Below are 14,875 nucleotides of genomic sequence, written 5' to 3'. Positions count from 1 at the left end.
GGGACAGGATGCACGCAGTTGAACAGGCGATCGGGACCCTTCTGCAGGACACTTACGGCATTGAGGCTGCGCTCGCACCTTTGCCGGGGGAGCATGACCTGAATCTTCGCCTGCGCGCAAGAAACGGCAACGACTACCTCCTCAAATTGCACGCCCCCGGCGACGACGCCGAACTCGAGATGCAGATGGCGGTGCTCGACTATCTTGAAACCAACGCCCCCGAGCTTGCCCTGTCGCGAGCGATACGGACGCGACAGGGGGCGGTAAGCATTCCCGCCGAGATCGACGGACCGAGAACGGCACGGCTGCTTACCTGGCTGCCCGGCACCATCTGGGCGAAATCGACAGTGCGCGGCCGCCACAGTGCCGAAGCGCTTGGCCGATTGCTCGGTCGGCTCGATTGGCATCTACAGGGCTTTACCCACGCTGGCGCGCGCCGGATCTATGGCTGGGATATCGGCCGCGCCGACATGCATCTTGTTCATGTCGCCATGATCGGGGACGCCGACAAGCGGGCCAGCGTACATACCATCCTCAGCCATTTCACCGACAACGTCCTACCACGCCTGCAGGCCTGCCCGCGGCAAGTGATCCACAACGATGCCAACGATTACAACGTGCTGCTGGACGAAGCCGGAAACGTCAGTGGTCTGCTCGATTTCGGCGACATGGTCGAGACCTTTCGTGTCGTCGAGATCGCGGTAGCCGCGGCCTATGCCCTGATCGGCGAGCGTGATGCAGTGGGCACCATCGCGGCGGTGACGGGAGCTTATCACGACGTTAATCCGCTGAGCGAGACCGAGGCGGAGCTGGTCTTTGACCTGGTGCGTACTCGCTATGCCGTCAGCATGTGCATGGCCGCAAAACAGATCCGCGACAATCCCGACAACACTTATCTCCTCGTCAGCCAGGAGGATGTCTGGCGCGAGTTGCAGCGGCTGGAGACTGAGAACCGCTCGATCGCCGTTGCCCGCATCCGGGATGCATGCGGGTTCGCCGCAATCCCCTCCGCTGCCGGGGTGGTGAAGTGGCTGGAGCGCAATGCCCATGATTTTGTTGCCATCGTCCGCCCTTCTGCCGAAAGACCCAACGTCGCGGTCCTGGATTTCTCGGTCGCTGGCGGGAACAGTTGGGCGGGTCTTGCGCCTGACGCCGCCGAAGCGCGCATTGACGCCATTCTGGCTAAGGAGCAAGCCGATTTCGCCATCGGCCTCTATGGCGAGAACCGGGCAATCTATCAAGGCGACGCTTTCGAAACGGGAACCGAGGGAGCGCGCCGGTCGGTGCATCTCGGCATTGATATATTCGTGCCGGCTGGCGAGCCGGTGTACGCGCCCTTTGCCGGAACTGTCGCATTCATCCACGACGACGCCGTCGCATTCGGCTTCGGCCCGACAGTTCTTTTGCAGCATGACACCGACGATGGCACCGTTTTCTGGACACTTTACGGGCACCTGGCACGCGAAGGTGTTGCCAGGCTCTCGGTTGGACAGCCGATTGCCAAGGGCGAAGCCTTCGCCGCGTTCGGCGCAGCATCGGAAAACGGGCAGTGGGCACCGCACCTGCATTTCCAGATCGTCACCGATCATCTCGGCCTCGGCGGTCGAATGCACGGAGTCGGCGTACCCGATCAGTGGCAGGTCTGGCGCGACGTCAGCCCCGATCCCTCCGTCGTCCTCGGCCTTCCCGTTCCAGCCTCGGTCATAGTGGCGCGCGACAAGGATTTTCTGGTTCGCGAGCGTCATCGTCACATCGGTCGCTCACTCAGCATCGCCTACAGTGCGGCGCCTTTGAAGATTGTCGGCGGCGAAGGTGCCTGGCTGATCGAAGAGGACGGCACCCGCTGGCTGGACATGGTCAACAACGTTTGCCACGTTGGCCATTGCCATCCGCGTGTCGTTGCCGCGGCACAGAAGCAGATCGGTCACCTGAACACCAATTCGCGTTACCTCCACGACTCCCTTGTGGAATATGCACGGCGCCTGACGGCGCAGTTTCCCGATCCGCTGAACGTCTGCTTCTTCGTCAATTCCGGCAGTGAGGCCAACGATCTCGCGATCCGCCTGGCGCGGGCCTATACGGGAAATCGCGATATCATCACGATCGACCATGCCTATCACGGTCATCTTTCGAGCCTGATCGACGTCAGTCCCTATAAGTTCGCCGGTCCCGGCGGCGAGGGACAACCGTCGCATGTCCGCGTTGCAGAAATGCCGGATCTCTATCGTGGCCGCGTCCGCTATGGGAATGCCGAAGCCGGCAACAGATACGCGGACAGCGTGAAGGACCAGATCGAAGCGCTGGCAGCCGCGGGGCGTCGCCCGGCGCTGTTCTTCAGCGAAGGCATTCTCGGCACCGGCGGCCAGATTCCGTTGCCTGACAACTACCTCAACCAAGCCTTCGCCTTTGTTCGGGAAGCCGGCGGACTTTGCCTGTCTGACGAGGTGCAGGTCGGCTTTGGCCGCGTCGGCCGCCATATGTGGGCGCATGAGCTCCAGGGAGTGGTGCCCGACATCGTGACGATGGGCAAGCCGATCGGCAACGGCCATCCGATGGCAGCCGTGGTCACGACCGAGGCAATCGCCGCATCCTTCGCCAACGGCATGGAATACTTCAACACGTTCGGCGGCAACCCAGTCTCGGCCGAAATCGGGCTTGCGGTGCTCGACGTGATCCGCGACGAGCGGCTGACCCACCATTGCCGCGTGATCGGCGACCGGCTGATGGACGGCGCGCGTGCGCTGGCCGAGCGCCACGGACTGATCGGCGACGTGCGCGGATCCGGCCTCTTCAACGGGATCGAACTGGTGCGCAGCCGCGAGACGCTGGAACCGGCAGCAGCAGAACTCGACCGCCTGATCGCCGGCATGAAGAGCCGGCACCGCATTCTCCTCAGCAGCGAGGGTCCGCATCATAACGTGCTGAAAATCAAGCCACCGGCTCCCTTCAGCGCCGAAGATTGCGACCGGTTCCTTAATGCGCTCGACGAAGAATTGACCTTGATCGCAAAGGGCGGGTGAGCGGATGCAAAGGGCCACGATCAAGACGATTGCGCAGGAGACCGGGTTGTCGATCGCCACGGTATCGAAGGCGCTCAACAATTCGCCGCAAGTCCGCCCGGAGACGCGCGCCGTTGTCCTCGCGGCAGCCGAACGGGTTGGCTACGAGCTCAACATGCATGGGGTGCAGCTGCGCACGGGCAAGACCTACCAGGTGGCGGCGATCATGTCGGCGCCCGGTCCTCGCCAGAACGAATGGGAAGGCGTCGAATACGCCCAGTTGCTCAGCGGCATTTCCTGGGCTCTGGAAGAGAGCCCTTACCGCGTATCGCTCTACGCCGTGCGCAATTTCGAGGAGAGCTTCGCCACCATCAAGCAGATCGTCACGCTGAAGAAGGCAGACGGCATCATTTTCTCCGGCACGCGCGCGGAAGATCCACGGATACGGCTGATGCAGGAGGCCGATTTCCCCTTCGTCACCTATGGCACGACGATGCACAACGCGCCACACGCCTTTGTGGATGCCGACAACGAGCAGATGATCCGTCTTTGTATGAGCCGTCTCGTTGGGCGCGGTCATCGTCGCATCGCGCTCGTCAATCCGGCGGTGGAACTCACCTATGCGATCACCCGGTTGGACGCCTATCGCTTGGCGCTGGAAACGGCCGGGCTGCCTTTCGATCAGGCGCTTGTCTCCCATGGCCATCTGACGCCCGCCTTCGGCCGCGAGAGCGTCCTTGCCATGTCGAAACTTCCGGATCCGCCGACAGCTTATATCTGCGCCAACGAAGCGGCGGCACTCGGAGCCTTGTCCGGCTTTCATGCCCGGGGCCTCGTGCACGGCCGAGACGCGGTCATCAATGCGACCGACGACCTCAATGTCAGCCAGTACTTCGCGCCGCCGATCACCACATTCTTCCTGCCGATCAGTGAGCCGAGCGCGCTGCTTGGCACCTCCATCCTGCGGTGTATGGAGGGCGAGCCTCCCGAGGCGTTGCAAACACTTTTGATGCCCGACCTGATCGAGCGCTGCGACGATCGACTGCCGTCGGACCGCTGAAGAATTTTCGCTCCAAGTTGATACCCACGACCCAAGACGACAAGGACTGCCGCGTTTATGATTGCCCCGATACCTTTTCAGCCCGACCAGATGCAAAGCGACAGGCTGGAACTCGGCGTCTGCTACTACCCCGAACAATGGCCGCGCGAGAAGTGGCAGGACGATGCGAGCCGCATGAAGGAGCTGGGTCTTTCCTGGGTTCGCGTGGGCGAGTTTGCCTGGGCGCACATGGAACCGCGCCCCGGCGACCTGCGCTGGGAATGGTTGGACGAGGCGATAGATGTGCTTGGCCGGGCAGGGCTGAAAGTCATTCTCGGAACACCGACCGCCGCGCCGCCAAAATGGTTGGTCGACCTATATCCCGACATTCTGCCCGTGGACGCAAAAGGCACGGTGCGCAAGTTTGGTGCGCGCCGTCACTATTGTTTCTCCAGCCGCCGTTATCGCCAGGAGGCGGCCCGCATTGTCGAAGCGATGGCCAAGCGCTACGGCACGCATCCTTTCGTGCAGGCATGGCAGATCGACAACGAGTATGGCGACCACGACACGGTCTACAGCTATTCGAAGGAAGCCGAGCGAGCCTTTCGCCTGTGGCTTGCCGAGCGCTACGGCACCATTGATGCACTCAACGCAGCTTGGGGCACGAATTTCTGGTCGATGCGCTACGGTGCGTTCGAGGAGATCGAACTGCCGAACAATCTGGTTGAAGAGCCGAGCCCGACACATCTAGTCGATTTCATTCGCTTCTCGTCCGACCAGGTGAAAAGCTTCAACAGCATGCAGGCCGATCTGTTGCGCGGCCATGCGCCGGGCCGTCCGGTGACGCACAACTTCATGTCGAACAATTTTGACTTTGACCACTACGAGGTCGGCGCCGACATCGATATCGCCTCGTGGGACGTCTATCCGATGGGCGGACTGCTGAACGGCCGACTGTCTGACGACAACAAGGCGCGTTACTTGCGTACCGGCGATCCCGACCAGACAGCGTTTTATCATGATCTCTACCGGGCCGTCGGGCGCGGGCGCGTCTGGGTGATGGAGCAGCAGCCAGGACCGGTCAACTGGGCCTCTCACAACCAGGCGCCTGCCGATGGCATGGTGCGGCTGTGGACATGGCTTGCCTACGCCCACGGCGCCGACATGGTGTCCTACTTCCGCTGGCGCCAGATCCACTACGCCCAGGAGCAGTTCCATTCAGCCCTGCTGCTGCCGAACGGCGAACCGGACCAAGGGTATCAGGAAGTCGCGGAGGTTATCGCCGAGATCGCCCGTTTGCCCGCTAGCGCGCGCCGGGAAAAGGCCAAAGTTGCGCTGGTGGTCGACTATCCCTCGCGATGGGCGAGCCGCGCCCTGCCGCAAGGCCGCAGCTACGACGCAACCGCCATCGGGCTTGACTGGTATGCCGCGCTGTCGCGCTACGGGATCGATGTCGATATTGTCGGACAGCATTGTGACCTCGACGGCTACGCGGCGGTTTTCGCGCCCGATCTGCTAATCGCCGACGCAGTCTTTGTCGAACGGCTTGCGCAGTGCGGGGCCAAAGCTCTCTTCGGTCCGCGCAGCGGCAGCAAGACACCCAATCTTCAAATTCCGACCAGTTTGCCGCCAGGCCCGTTGAACGCGCTTTTGGATATGCAGGTGGTGCGGGTCGAATCTTTGCCCGAATTTCACATCGAGTCGGTGCTGCATGGCAACGAGACTTATCCCGCCAGCGTTTGGCGCGAAACGATCCGAACAAGCGAACCAGTCCTCGCCAGCTTTTCAGGAGAGTATCGTGCTGGCGCGCCGGCGCTCGTCGGCAATGACAAGGCGCGCTATCTCGCGGTCGTGGCACAAGGCGACCTGCTGATGAAGGTGATCGGCGATACCTTGGACTGGGCGGGAGTTGAGCGGCAGCCCGATCTTGGCGATCTGCGCGTGAGCCGGCGCGGTCCACTTCACTTCGCCTTCAATTTCGGCAAGGTTTCGGCGGAGGTGCCCGCGGCCACCGCGGCCGTTTTCCATGTGGGTGAGCGTATACTGACACCCGTTGGCGTCGCTGTCTGGACGGAATAGGAAAGGCCGGAAGACCGCGTGCTGCTCGAAAAGGGTGGCATTGCTGTACTGCCTTCTCCGAGGCCAGACTTAATTGGACAGCGAGCACGAGGTGGCAAAATTGGTCACCATTGTTCTTGCTCTCCGATGACCTCAAGATGTCCACCTAAGGCGCTTTTCGATCGTCCGGGCGGCGAACGGTTGAGCTGTTGTGCGTACAGCAGAGACCGACGCCAGCGGACGCGGATGGTCTTCACCGCATACCAGGAATTTCGGTTTGATAGAATGTAAGCGCGCCTTAATGTTCATGTGCTAGGACCGACGCTAGAAAAGGACCCTGAGTATGAAATACGCGCAAGTCCGACCGCTTCTGCTGGTCCTCGTTCTTCCTCTCGTCGCTGCGCTGTCGATTTATACCGGGCTCTTCGCGGTTCTTGAGCTTGCTACCGAACGGAGCGACAAGATCGCCGCCGAGCGTCAAACGCATCTCGCCGAGACGCTCATTTCAAAAATGCAGGCGGCAGTAGCCCACGACCAGGAAAGTGCAACTGTCTGGGACGATGCGATCAGAAACGTGCGCGACGATAATGCCGATTGGATGCAGGCGAACCTTGGCAAGTGGATGTTCACCTACTTCCAGCACGACCGCGCTTACGTGATCGCTCCGGATGGCCATGCAGTCCACGTTTTCGCTTCCGACGAGGCGGATTCGGCGAAGGCATACCAACAGGTTCGCGATGTCATAGCGCCACTGGCGGAAAGGCTGCGCGCAAGGCTTGTCGCCGGCGACGACATCGGGCTTTCCGATCAGGTCTTGAGCATTGGGGAAAGCGATCTTTCTGTCGTCAACAACCACCCGGCAATAGTCAGCGTGAAGCCGATTATCTCGGACACCGGCAACATCGAGCAGAATCCTTCGGAGATCTATTTGCATGTCGCCGTCCGCTACCTCGACGGCAGCTTCTTGGCGAGGGTGTCGAGCGAATACCAGTTTGATGACCTTACCTTTGCCTGGGCGAAATCGAGTGAGGAGGATCGATCTTTCGCCGCAACGAGAAGTGCCGATGGGAGAGAGTTCGGATACTTCTCCTGGCGTCCGTTTGCTCCAGGCGAAGCCGTCGCGCAGTCGGTTCGCCCAGCCCTAGGCGCTGTGGGCATATCGGTGTTCGTCGCGCTGGCTGGGATGGGGGCCATGGTTGGTGTGCGAAACCGAAAACTTCGGCAGAGCAGGGCCGCGCTTGAACATCTCGCTCGCCACGACACTCTTACGGGACTGGCGAACCGGGCGTGGTTTGCCGAGCATTTGGCTAGGATCATCTCCGGATCTGCCACGACACAGTCGAACGCGGTTCTGTTCATGGATCTTGATCGGTTCAAGCAGGTCAACGACACGATGGGGCACCCGGTTGGCGATCGTCTCCTGGTGCTGGTGGCTGACAGGTTACGCGGGATTTTCCCGGGCAGCGTCGTGGGTAGGCTCGGAGGGGATGAATTTACCGCGGTCGTGACCAACGTTACGAGCGACCAGGTTTCGCGGTTGTGTGAGCAAGTCATCGACTCCATGCGGCGTCCATTCGAGATCAATGGAACGCCAATCAGCATCGGTGCGAGCATTGGCGTCGTGATCGGCGTCGGACGTGATGTTGATCCATCCGACCTGACGCGGAAGGCTGACATCGCGCTCTACAATGCAAAGGCTGCGGGCAGAAACCGCTTTGCGATCTTTGGTCCTCATATGGATGACCTCGTGCAAGACCGGCGCGAACTCGAATGCGACTTGCGGCTGGCGGTCCAGAATCGCAGAGATCTCGAGGTGTATTTTCAACCCGTCTACGCTGCCCCGAACGGAGCCTTGTATGGCGCCGAGGCGCTCCTTCGATGGAAGCACCCCGCACGAGGTCTTATAACCCCGGAGGTGTTCATTCCCATCGCCGAAGAATGCGGCGTCATCGCCCAGTTGGGCGATCTTGTTCTGGAGGAGGCCTGCCTGGCAGCGCAGCGGTGGCCGGATCTGGAGATCGCGATCAACGCCTCACCTCTCGAGTTGCGAAACGAGGCGTATGCGCTGAGGGTCATCGCGGCCTTGAACAAGCATAGGATTGATCCCGCGCGGCTGGAGATCGAAATAACCGAGGGCACGCTGCTCGATAGTGCAGGGGAATGCCAGCGCAACATCGCGGCCCTCCGCTCTGTCGGTGTCCGCATTGCGCTGGACGATTTTGGCACGGGCTTTTCCAGCTTCGGTCGCCTGCAATATGTCGCCGTCGACCGTATCAAGATCGACAAGAGCTTCGTGGACGGCTTCGATAGCCAGGAGGCTGACAATCGGGCCATTGTCGAGGCGATGATAAGGCTGGCACGGGCTAAAGGCTTGAAGACAACGGCTGAAGGCGTTGAGACCGAAGAGCAGCGGGCAATCCTGAAAGAACTTGGTTGCGATCACCTGCAAGGATATCTCCTGTCGAAGCCCATGACCAAGGACGCATTCGACCGAATGGTCGGAACGAATGTGATCGACTTGCAGGCGAAGCGTTAGGTTGGCTCGGCCACGAGAATTTTCAGGTCTGAGGTGACGACGCCGCTGCTGGGAGCGGGCGGCCTGATTGCTAGGGGCTGGCAATTGGTTCAGCGACGCCGGCTTCGAGGCGAGACTCGTGTGATCCGATCACCATCCTGTTTCCGCGCCAATCGAAGCTTCCGGCCAACCAGCTCCTGATCCAGATGGCGGGCAACAAGATATCACGCGTCACCATTGCAACGAGCGATATCGGTGAGAGATGCCAATTCTTGCGGGCCGCAAGAAGAAGTTCCGGTATGTAGGCTGCGCACAAAACCGCGACAGTTGTGGTGGAAAGACTGGCACCGACAACGAACGCGGCGCACACGCACAGTGATAGGGGCGGAACCACGCCCAACAGGATCTCCGGGGCGAAGAAATGCGGGAAAGTCACGCGTCTCAGCCGCGCCCAGCGGCATTGTCGCGCCCATATCTCGCGAAAGGTTCTTCTTCCTAACGGCTGCTCGAACGGCCCACCAACCAGATGCACCTTGAGGCCCATTCGGTTCACCAGCTTGGTGGCCGCGGCATCTTCTGCGATCTCAGCCCCAAGTGCCTGGATGCCGCCGTGGGAGTTGAGGGTCTTCTTTCGCCACAGCATGCTCTTGCCTTGCGCGAAGCCAAATCCAAGAGCCTCTCCTGCATATTGCCAACGGGCCTGGTGGGTGTTGAGAAACGCACATTCCACCTCCGCCCAAAACCCTGTGGGGCGGGAGCCAAGTGGCGTCGAGCAGACAAGTCCACTATCGGGCCGCCATGCAGCGATCAGGCGCGCGAGATAGTCGCTGGGCATCAAAACGTTGGAATCGGCAAGCACGACCCATTCGTGCGACGCTGCGTTCCAGCCCTTGACACAATTGTTGAGTTTCGGATTTGCGCTGACGCGATCGTCCCCAACAAGGACCGTTGCCTTTGTCAGCGGCTTCGCCCGGCGAGCCTCTTCAGCCAGGCCAATTACCGGATCGGCCTTGTCGGCAACGCAGAAGATGATTTCGTAGTCGGGCCAATCCAGGCTCAGCGCACTTTCGAGCGTCTCCCGCGAGAACTGTTCCACCCCGCGAAGGGGTATCACGATTGAGACCGGCGGACGGGCGGAAACGCTTGGCGTTTTGTCTTGGCGGGATCGAATCCGCCATCCCGCGATAACAAGGCTGAGGGTATTGGCTGCCAACAGGGCACCGGCGACGGCAATGATATACAGCATCAGTCATTCCAGCGGTGAACAGCGCCGGAATGAAAACGAGTCTCAGCGCCCGGTGAGCTAAGACATCATCGTCACATGACGCGATGATGACATCTGCCTGTTGCTCTGTGAGGAGTTAACAGGAGCATCGGAGCAAGTTGTTAGCGCGTCATGCCAGCGGCTGCCAACGCTGAACTCAGTGCTTTCTCCTCAGGGCCCTTTGAACCTTGACAATCTCGCCCTTCATCAGGATCAGGAAGTGCTTCTTGTCGAGGCGGTTGGCGACGTCGCCGTCTACCGTCATGTAGTCCGTTCTGGGACTGGACATGGTCTCATCCGCTACCCTGATCTGCTCAATCACGATGCAAGGATTTCCAGCGTCACCCGTGCATTTGAACCGCCGCGTCTCCTGGTACTGTGACATCGATCCCCTCCTAAGCTGACGGCAAGCATCATCGCGACCGAAGCCGGGATTTCAAGTTATAAATTAGGTGTTGCTGAATTATACGAAGGGTGAAGGTGTGTCCGGTGGCGCAAGCAAAGCCCGGTGCTGGTTTGGACAGCGCCGGGCCTATGTGACTGCAGTTGAGGGAAACGCAGTCAGTGCAACGACAAAGGGTGCGCTGCCCAGGAAGAACGTTGCTACGGTTCGGATGTTCCGAACCGCAAAGGTATTGTTCAGGCTGCTGCCTCTCGGCGCGCCCACCGCTAGTTTTGGCGTGGTGCCTCGGCGGTGAACACAAACGCCGACATTCGCCCTTCGATCGGCCCCTTGCCGAAGGTTTTCTCAAGCGCTTCCGCTACGCGTGCCACGACATCGACCTTCGGCTGACGTGCTTCGATTTCCATGCGGAGCGGACTGCCCCTGCAGAAGGCGGTGGCTGCATCATGTGCCGAGGATGCATGAGACGTCTTTTCGACCTTTGCGAAGGTCGCCGACTGGAAACCGGCGCGCTCGAGCTCGGATAGGATCGTCTCGGCATCAAAATAGCCATGCGGCGTCCGTCGAAAGAATTCCGGCGGATCGCCCGGAAACACGGCGTCTGTTGCAGCCCTGACGGCGGCTGCGAAATCGTTGCTCTCGACCGTGTCCCACGTGTTGAAGAGAAACGTTCCTTTCGGCTTCAGCACGCGAAGGATTTCGTGATAGGCGCGGTGTTTGTCGGGAAAGAACATGACGCCGAACTGACTGGTGACGGCATCAAAGGTCTGATCGGGGAAGGGCAGGCTCAATGCGTCGGCCTGGCGCCATACGACATGCCCTCCGGAGTGTCGCCGTGCGGCGACATCCAGCATCGCCTGGTTCAAATCGGTGGCGATGATTTCCGCGTGCGGAAGCGCTGACGATATTGCGCGCGTAAGGGCGCCCGACCCAGCGGCGACCTCGAGAACGCGGTGCGGATGAAACGACGCCAGGCGCTGGGCCAGATCGGCCGCGTAAGGGTCGAACAGGATCGGTACCATGTAGCGGTCGTAAGCCGCAGGGATATCGCCTTGAAAACACGCATCATTTATAGCCATGATCGTTGCGCTCCATAGCCACCGCTCTGGGCGCATATTAGAACCTTTCATGGTGTCTTTGAAGGTGTTGCCCAGCGAGTGCTCAGCGAGGGTCTGTCATGCCCAAGGCTTGCAGATCGAGGTCATCCGCCAGATGTCTCGGCAGGCGCGCCAATTGATCTCGGGTACGATTGCGTGTCAGGCGTGAGATCTGACGCGTTCTAAATGCGTAGAAGATGTCGAAGATTGCGTTGAGAGTGCTCATTGCGGCCTCCTTTCATCGGTTTTAGCCGCCATGATCGAAGGGTACTGTCGGGTTGACTTTCAATCAAACAAAATGATATGGAATTCAAATTCAGAAAAATTGAAAGATGTGACGATGAGCATTCCCTTTCGCCGTCCCATTCCTTTGCTTGATAACGACGTCCTGAGGACGTTCGTTGCCATCGCAGAGACCGGCAATTTTTCGACCGCCGCGGAAGCCGTATATCGGACGCCGTCGGCTGTCTCCATGCAGATCAAGAAGCTGGAGGAGCAGCTCGGTGCGACGCTTTTCCTTCGTGATGCGCGTTCGGTCAGCCTGACCCAGCACGGCGAACTGCTACTCTCCTACGCACGCAACATTCTCGCTCTGTCGAACGAGGCGGTTTCGCGCTTCATCATGCCCGAGCTTAGCGGTGTGGTTCGGCTTGGCGCGCCGGAAGATATCGGCGAGCGATTGCTGCCCAGCATTCTGAAAAGCTTCGCCGAAAGCTTCCCGAGCATCATGGTCGATGTCACCATCGACATGAGCATCGGCCTCAAGAAGCGGATGGAGGAGCAGCGCCTCGACCTGGCACTCATTAACTGCGCGACACGCCCCTTGCCGACGGATGGCGAGATCGTGTTTCGGGAGCGGCTGATATGGGCTGGTGCCAAGTGCGGTACGGCGCACCGTCGCGAGCCGCTGCCGATCTCGATCTGGGAGGATGGCTGCATCTGGCGCTCGGAGGCAATATCGCAACTTGAGCGCATGAAGCGCGGCTATCGCGTTGCTTTCCTCAGTGGCCACACCATGGCGCAGCGTGCGGCCGTGGTTTCCGACCTCGCGATCGCGCCGTTGCCGCGCTCCTATGTCACCGACGAGATGACGATCCTCGGCGTGCAGGAAGGGTTGCCCGAACTCGGCTCCTTCGACATCCGGCTGCTTACTGCATCGCAGATGAACGGCCCGATGCGCGCTGTGGCCGAGAGCATCCGCTTTGCCTTTGCCGAAAAAGCCAAGGCTGTTGCTGCTTGACAAGTTTGCGGTGACCTTTTTTCTTCCTCCGGGGTTTAATTCGCGCGGCGGGAGTCGCCCGCGCTCGGACGACTGAGAAAGAAGGATTTCGCAATGACGATAATGGCCAAGATCGGCTCAGCCCTCGCAATTCTGCTCGTACTTTCCTCGTGTGGAAACACGATCCGCGGTATTGGCCGGGATACGGCAAACGCGGTGAACGCGACCCAGGATGCAGGTCGTTCGGTCGGCCGCGCCGCCACCAGGTAACAAGACCTCAGATCGCAGCCGGCGGGTAAGCGTTTTCCAACCCGCCGGAACGCGAAAGCCCAGTCCGGAACGCCATGTAAGCCGGATGCTGGCTTGATTTCGCTGCCTCCATCAGTCGTATCTGCAGGCGGGCAGGCGCTGTCTCGCCAATCCATTTCCCAAGATTTTCGAGTTTCAGCGTGTTCAGAAACGGCGCACTGGCTGCGTTGTTCAGATGGCGGTGAAGGCCATCAATGACGTTTTCGTCCTGCGCCACATTTTCCATCAGCAAGGCAACGTAGGATTTCTCCTGTTCGTCAAGGCTGGCAAGCTTCGAGGCGATCGTGTCGCGGTCGGGAAACGGAGCGGATGTCATCTGTATTTTCCTCGTCTGGGCAAGCGGGCGCGATTCGGGCGACCAAGCGGTCGGTGCTTATAGGAAACCGATGCCTCCGGAGGGAAGACTTTGTCATTGGCCGAGATCGTTGTTCGTCCTAGAGCCCGGCCTTGACCTTTTCTGCGACGTCGGCAGGAACCCACTTGGTCCATAGGGCCGAATAATTCTGAAGGAAGTACTCCGTGGCTTCCTCGTTGCTCTTCTGGTTTTCGTCCTGCCAGGCGAGCACCTCGTTGATCGTCGTATTGTCCCATGAGCGAAGCTTAAGGTAATCCATGGCCGGTCCGGCCCGGTCGGCAAAGGCTTTGGTGACAATCGTATAGGCCCGCGAGACCGGGTAGGAGTTGACCTGCGGCCGAGCGCAACCCGGGATCGAGGTGCATTTGTCCCACTCTGCCTTGTCATGAGCGACGCCGAAGCTCAGGCGTGTCATGTCGTATTTGCCAAGGATGGCGGTGGGGGCCCAGTAGTAGCCAAGCCAGCCGGCCTTTTTCTGGAATGCATTTGCGATGGAATCATCGAGGTCCTGTGGGCTGCTGGCTTCGACAAGTTGAAACCCGTCCCGTTCAGCCCCCAGCGCGCGGAAGAGATTGGATGTCGAAATCTGGCAGCTCCACCCGACAGGACAACTATGGACGGCGCCCTGCGATGCATTGTCGGATGCCGGGAATAGCTCCGGATGCTTGAGTGCGTCCTCGACGCTGCGGATATCCGGGTTCGCATCTGCGATGAATTTCGGTATCCACCAACCTTCGACCGCGCCCTCCGAGAGGATTTCAGCAGCCTGGATCAGCTTGCCTTCCTTGACCGCCATGTCGAGTTCGGAGCGCACCGAATTGATCCAGAATTCGGAAGCGATATCGGGCTCACCCTTTCCGTCCATCGAAAGGAACGTCGGCATCGTGTCACCCGGGACGATCCTGACCGAGCAGCCGTAACCCTTCTCGAGAATAAACTTGTCGAAGTTGGCGGCAATACCCGCCGACGCCCATTTCATTTCAGCGATGGTGACGTTGCCGCATTCAGCAGCCCGCGCCGTCGCGGCGGCTGCACAAACTCCTGCGGCAAGCAGGATTGACGTGCAGAGAAATCTCATCTTGCGTTCCCATTCTTGCTGTCGCGGCTACAACCTAGGCGTTCCGCAGTTTGCGGAGGAGGCTCTTGCTGTTTCTGCAGGCTGTTGCTGTGGCGTTCGTCCTGACGCCTTGCAGGGCAGCCTACGCGTTCGGCTGCGGAAATCAATTGTCTTCTGCGCGTGAAGCAGGGAGTCTAAGCGCCTGATTTGAAATCGGTAATGATAGTTCCGCAGAAGATTGCGGTTGGTATTCGAGATCTCCCCATGGAGCCGCCTGCGACGCCTGGATCATCAAGAAATGTCAGAAAAATACGAAATTCATCTTTGCTTAATCGCTTGCTAACCCTCCGGTAACAATGTGGCGCTATCTGTTGTTGCGTAGCGGGGGACACCGCTGCTTCTCCGGATCAGGTAGAGCGTCCCGGAGAACGTGAGCTTCGCCGTGTATGGGCGAATGTGCCAGCGTATTTCGGCAGGCCGCGCAACTGGAAACGGTTGACGCGGCCTTCGCATTTTCAGGGCTTGCAATTGACCGCAGCAGAGAGGCCATTGTAGTCCGG

At 59.9% G+C, this 14,875-nt stretch carries 12 protein-coding genes; 6 read left to right on the top strand and 6 right to left on the bottom strand.

All coding sequences use genetic code 11. The annotated features are described in order from the left end of the window. Window positions 1-8: 8 nt before the first annotated feature. From FHT76_RS28875 to FHT76_RS28860, 4 genes are all read left to right on the top strand, one after another. Entirely contained in the window at window positions 9-3,020 is a 3,012-nt protein-coding gene (locus tag FHT76_RS28875; protein WP_246712622.1) for an aminotransferase class III-fold pyridoxal phosphate-dependent enzyme, read from the top strand. A 4-nt stretch (window positions 3,021-3,024) separates the two neighbouring features. Beyond that, window positions 3,025-4,059 (top strand): LacI family DNA-binding transcriptional regulator, encoded by a 1,035-nt coding sequence (locus FHT76_RS28870; protein WP_183862872.1) that lies wholly within the window; start codon window positions 3,025-3,027, stop codon window positions 4,057-4,059. Between the two features lie 57 nt (window positions 4,060-4,116). Further along, a complete protein-coding gene (locus tag FHT76_RS28865) occupies window positions 4,117-6,117 on the top strand; it encodes a beta-galactosidase (RefSeq protein ID WP_183862871.1) in 2,001 nt (666 codons plus the stop codon). Window positions 6,118-6,439: 322 nt separating this feature from the next. Then, window positions 6,440-8,632, top strand: a complete 2,193-nt coding sequence (locus FHT76_RS28860; protein ID WP_259186151.1) for a bifunctional diguanylate cyclase/phosphodiesterase — start codon at window positions 6,440-6,442, stop codon at window positions 8,630-8,632. A 70-nt stretch (window positions 8,633-8,702) separates the two neighbouring features. Here the strand turns inward: FHT76_RS28860 and FHT76_RS28855 are convergent, their stop codons facing one another. From FHT76_RS28855 to FHT76_RS28840, 4 genes are all read right to left on the bottom strand, one after another. Further along, entirely contained in the window at window positions 8,703-9,857 is a 1,155-nt protein-coding gene (locus FHT76_RS28855) for a ceramide glucosyltransferase (protein ID WP_183862867.1), read from the bottom strand. A gap of 175 nt (window positions 9,858-10,032) precedes the next feature. Continuing rightward, on the bottom strand, window positions 10,033-10,260 hold the full coding sequence (locus FHT76_RS28850) for a hypothetical protein (protein WP_114712948.1): 228 nt from the start codon (window positions 10,258-10,260) through the stop codon (window positions 10,033-10,035). A 284-nt stretch (window positions 10,261-10,544) separates the two neighbouring features. Next, on the bottom strand, window positions 10,545-11,357 hold the full coding sequence (locus tag FHT76_RS28845) for a class I SAM-dependent methyltransferase (protein ID WP_183862865.1): 813 nt from the start codon (window positions 11,355-11,357) through the stop codon (window positions 10,545-10,547). Window positions 11,358-11,439: 82 nt separating this feature from the next. Next, on the bottom strand, window positions 11,440-11,601 hold the full coding sequence (locus FHT76_RS28840) for a hypothetical protein (protein ID WP_183862863.1): 162 nt from the start codon (window positions 11,599-11,601) through the stop codon (window positions 11,440-11,442). Window positions 11,602-11,673: 72 nt separating this feature from the next. Here FHT76_RS28840 and FHT76_RS28835 point away from each other — a divergent pair, with 72 nt between their 5' ends. Beyond that, window positions 11,674-12,615 (top strand): LysR family transcriptional regulator, encoded by a 942-nt coding sequence (locus FHT76_RS28835; RefSeq protein ID WP_183756296.1) that lies wholly within the window; start codon window positions 11,674-11,676, stop codon window positions 12,613-12,615. Between the two features lie 93 nt (window positions 12,616-12,708). After that, complete coding sequence (locus FHT76_RS28830; protein WP_183862861.1) at window positions 12,709-12,864, top strand: entericidin; 156 nt, start codon at window positions 12,709-12,711, stop codon at window positions 12,862-12,864. A gap of 7 nt (window positions 12,865-12,871) precedes the next feature. Here the strand turns inward: FHT76_RS28830 and FHT76_RS28825 are convergent, their stop codons facing one another. Both FHT76_RS28825 and FHT76_RS28820 read right to left on the bottom strand, forming a co-directional pair. Beyond that, window positions 12,872-13,219, bottom strand: a complete 348-nt coding sequence (locus tag FHT76_RS28825; protein ID WP_183862859.1) for a hypothetical protein — start codon at window positions 13,217-13,219, stop codon at window positions 12,872-12,874. A gap of 118 nt (window positions 13,220-13,337) precedes the next feature. Continuing rightward, window positions 13,338-14,336, bottom strand: coding sequence for a glycine betaine ABC transporter substrate-binding protein (locus tag FHT76_RS28820; protein ID WP_183862857.1), 999 nt, complete (start codon window positions 14,334-14,336; stop codon window positions 13,338-13,340). Window positions 14,337-14,875: the final 539 nt, after the last annotated feature.

The organism is Rhizobium sp. BK176, assembly GCF_024808055.1.
The sequence above is the reverse complement of the archived record's forward strand: the minus strand, read 5'-3'. Positions and strand labels throughout refer to the sequence as shown.

What these genes read in the sequence shown, in the direction of transcription:
- FHT76_RS28835 (WP_183756296.1), top strand. Translation starts at nt 11,674, where the DNA reads ATGATATGGAATTCAAATTCAGAAAAATTGAAAGATGTGACGATGAGC.
- FHT76_RS28875 (WP_246712622.1), top strand. Translation starts at nt 9, where the DNA reads ATGCACGCAGTTGAACAGGCGATCGGGACCCTTCTGCAGGACACTTAC.
- FHT76_RS28865 (WP_183862871.1), top strand. Translation starts at nt 4,117, where the DNA reads ATGATTGCCCCGATACCTTTTCAGCCCGACCAGATGCAAAGCGACAGG.
- FHT76_RS28820 (WP_183862857.1), bottom strand. Translation starts at nt 14,336, where the DNA reads ATGAGATTTCTCTGCACGTCAATCCTGCTTGCCGCAGGAGTTTGTGCA.
- FHT76_RS28860 (WP_259186151.1), top strand. Translation starts at nt 6,440, where the DNA reads ATGAAATACGCGCAAGTCCGACCGCTTCTGCTGGTCCTCGTTCTTCCT.
- FHT76_RS28845 (WP_183862865.1), bottom strand. Translation starts at nt 11,357, where the DNA reads ATGGCTATAAATGATGCGTGTTTTCAAGGCGATATCCCTGCGGCTTAC.
- FHT76_RS28870 (WP_183862872.1), top strand. Translation starts at nt 3,025, where the DNA reads ATGCAAAGGGCCACGATCAAGACGATTGCGCAGGAGACCGGGTTGTCG.
- FHT76_RS28830 (WP_183862861.1), top strand. Translation starts at nt 12,709, where the DNA reads ATGACGATAATGGCCAAGATCGGCTCAGCCCTCGCAATTCTGCTCGTA.
- FHT76_RS28850 (WP_114712948.1), bottom strand. Translation starts at nt 10,260, where the DNA reads ATGTCACAGTACCAGGAGACGCGGCGGTTCAAATGCACGGGTGACGCT.
- FHT76_RS28825 (WP_183862859.1), bottom strand. Translation starts at nt 13,219, where the DNA reads ATGACATCCGCTCCGTTTCCCGACCGCGACACGATCGCCTCGAAGCTT.
- FHT76_RS28855 (WP_183862867.1), bottom strand. Translation starts at nt 9,857, where the DNA reads ATGCTGTATATCATTGCCGTCGCCGGTGCCCTGTTGGCAGCCAATACC.
- FHT76_RS28840 (WP_183862863.1), bottom strand. Translation starts at nt 11,601, where the DNA reads ATGAGCACTCTCAACGCAATCTTCGACATCTTCTACGCATTTAGAACG.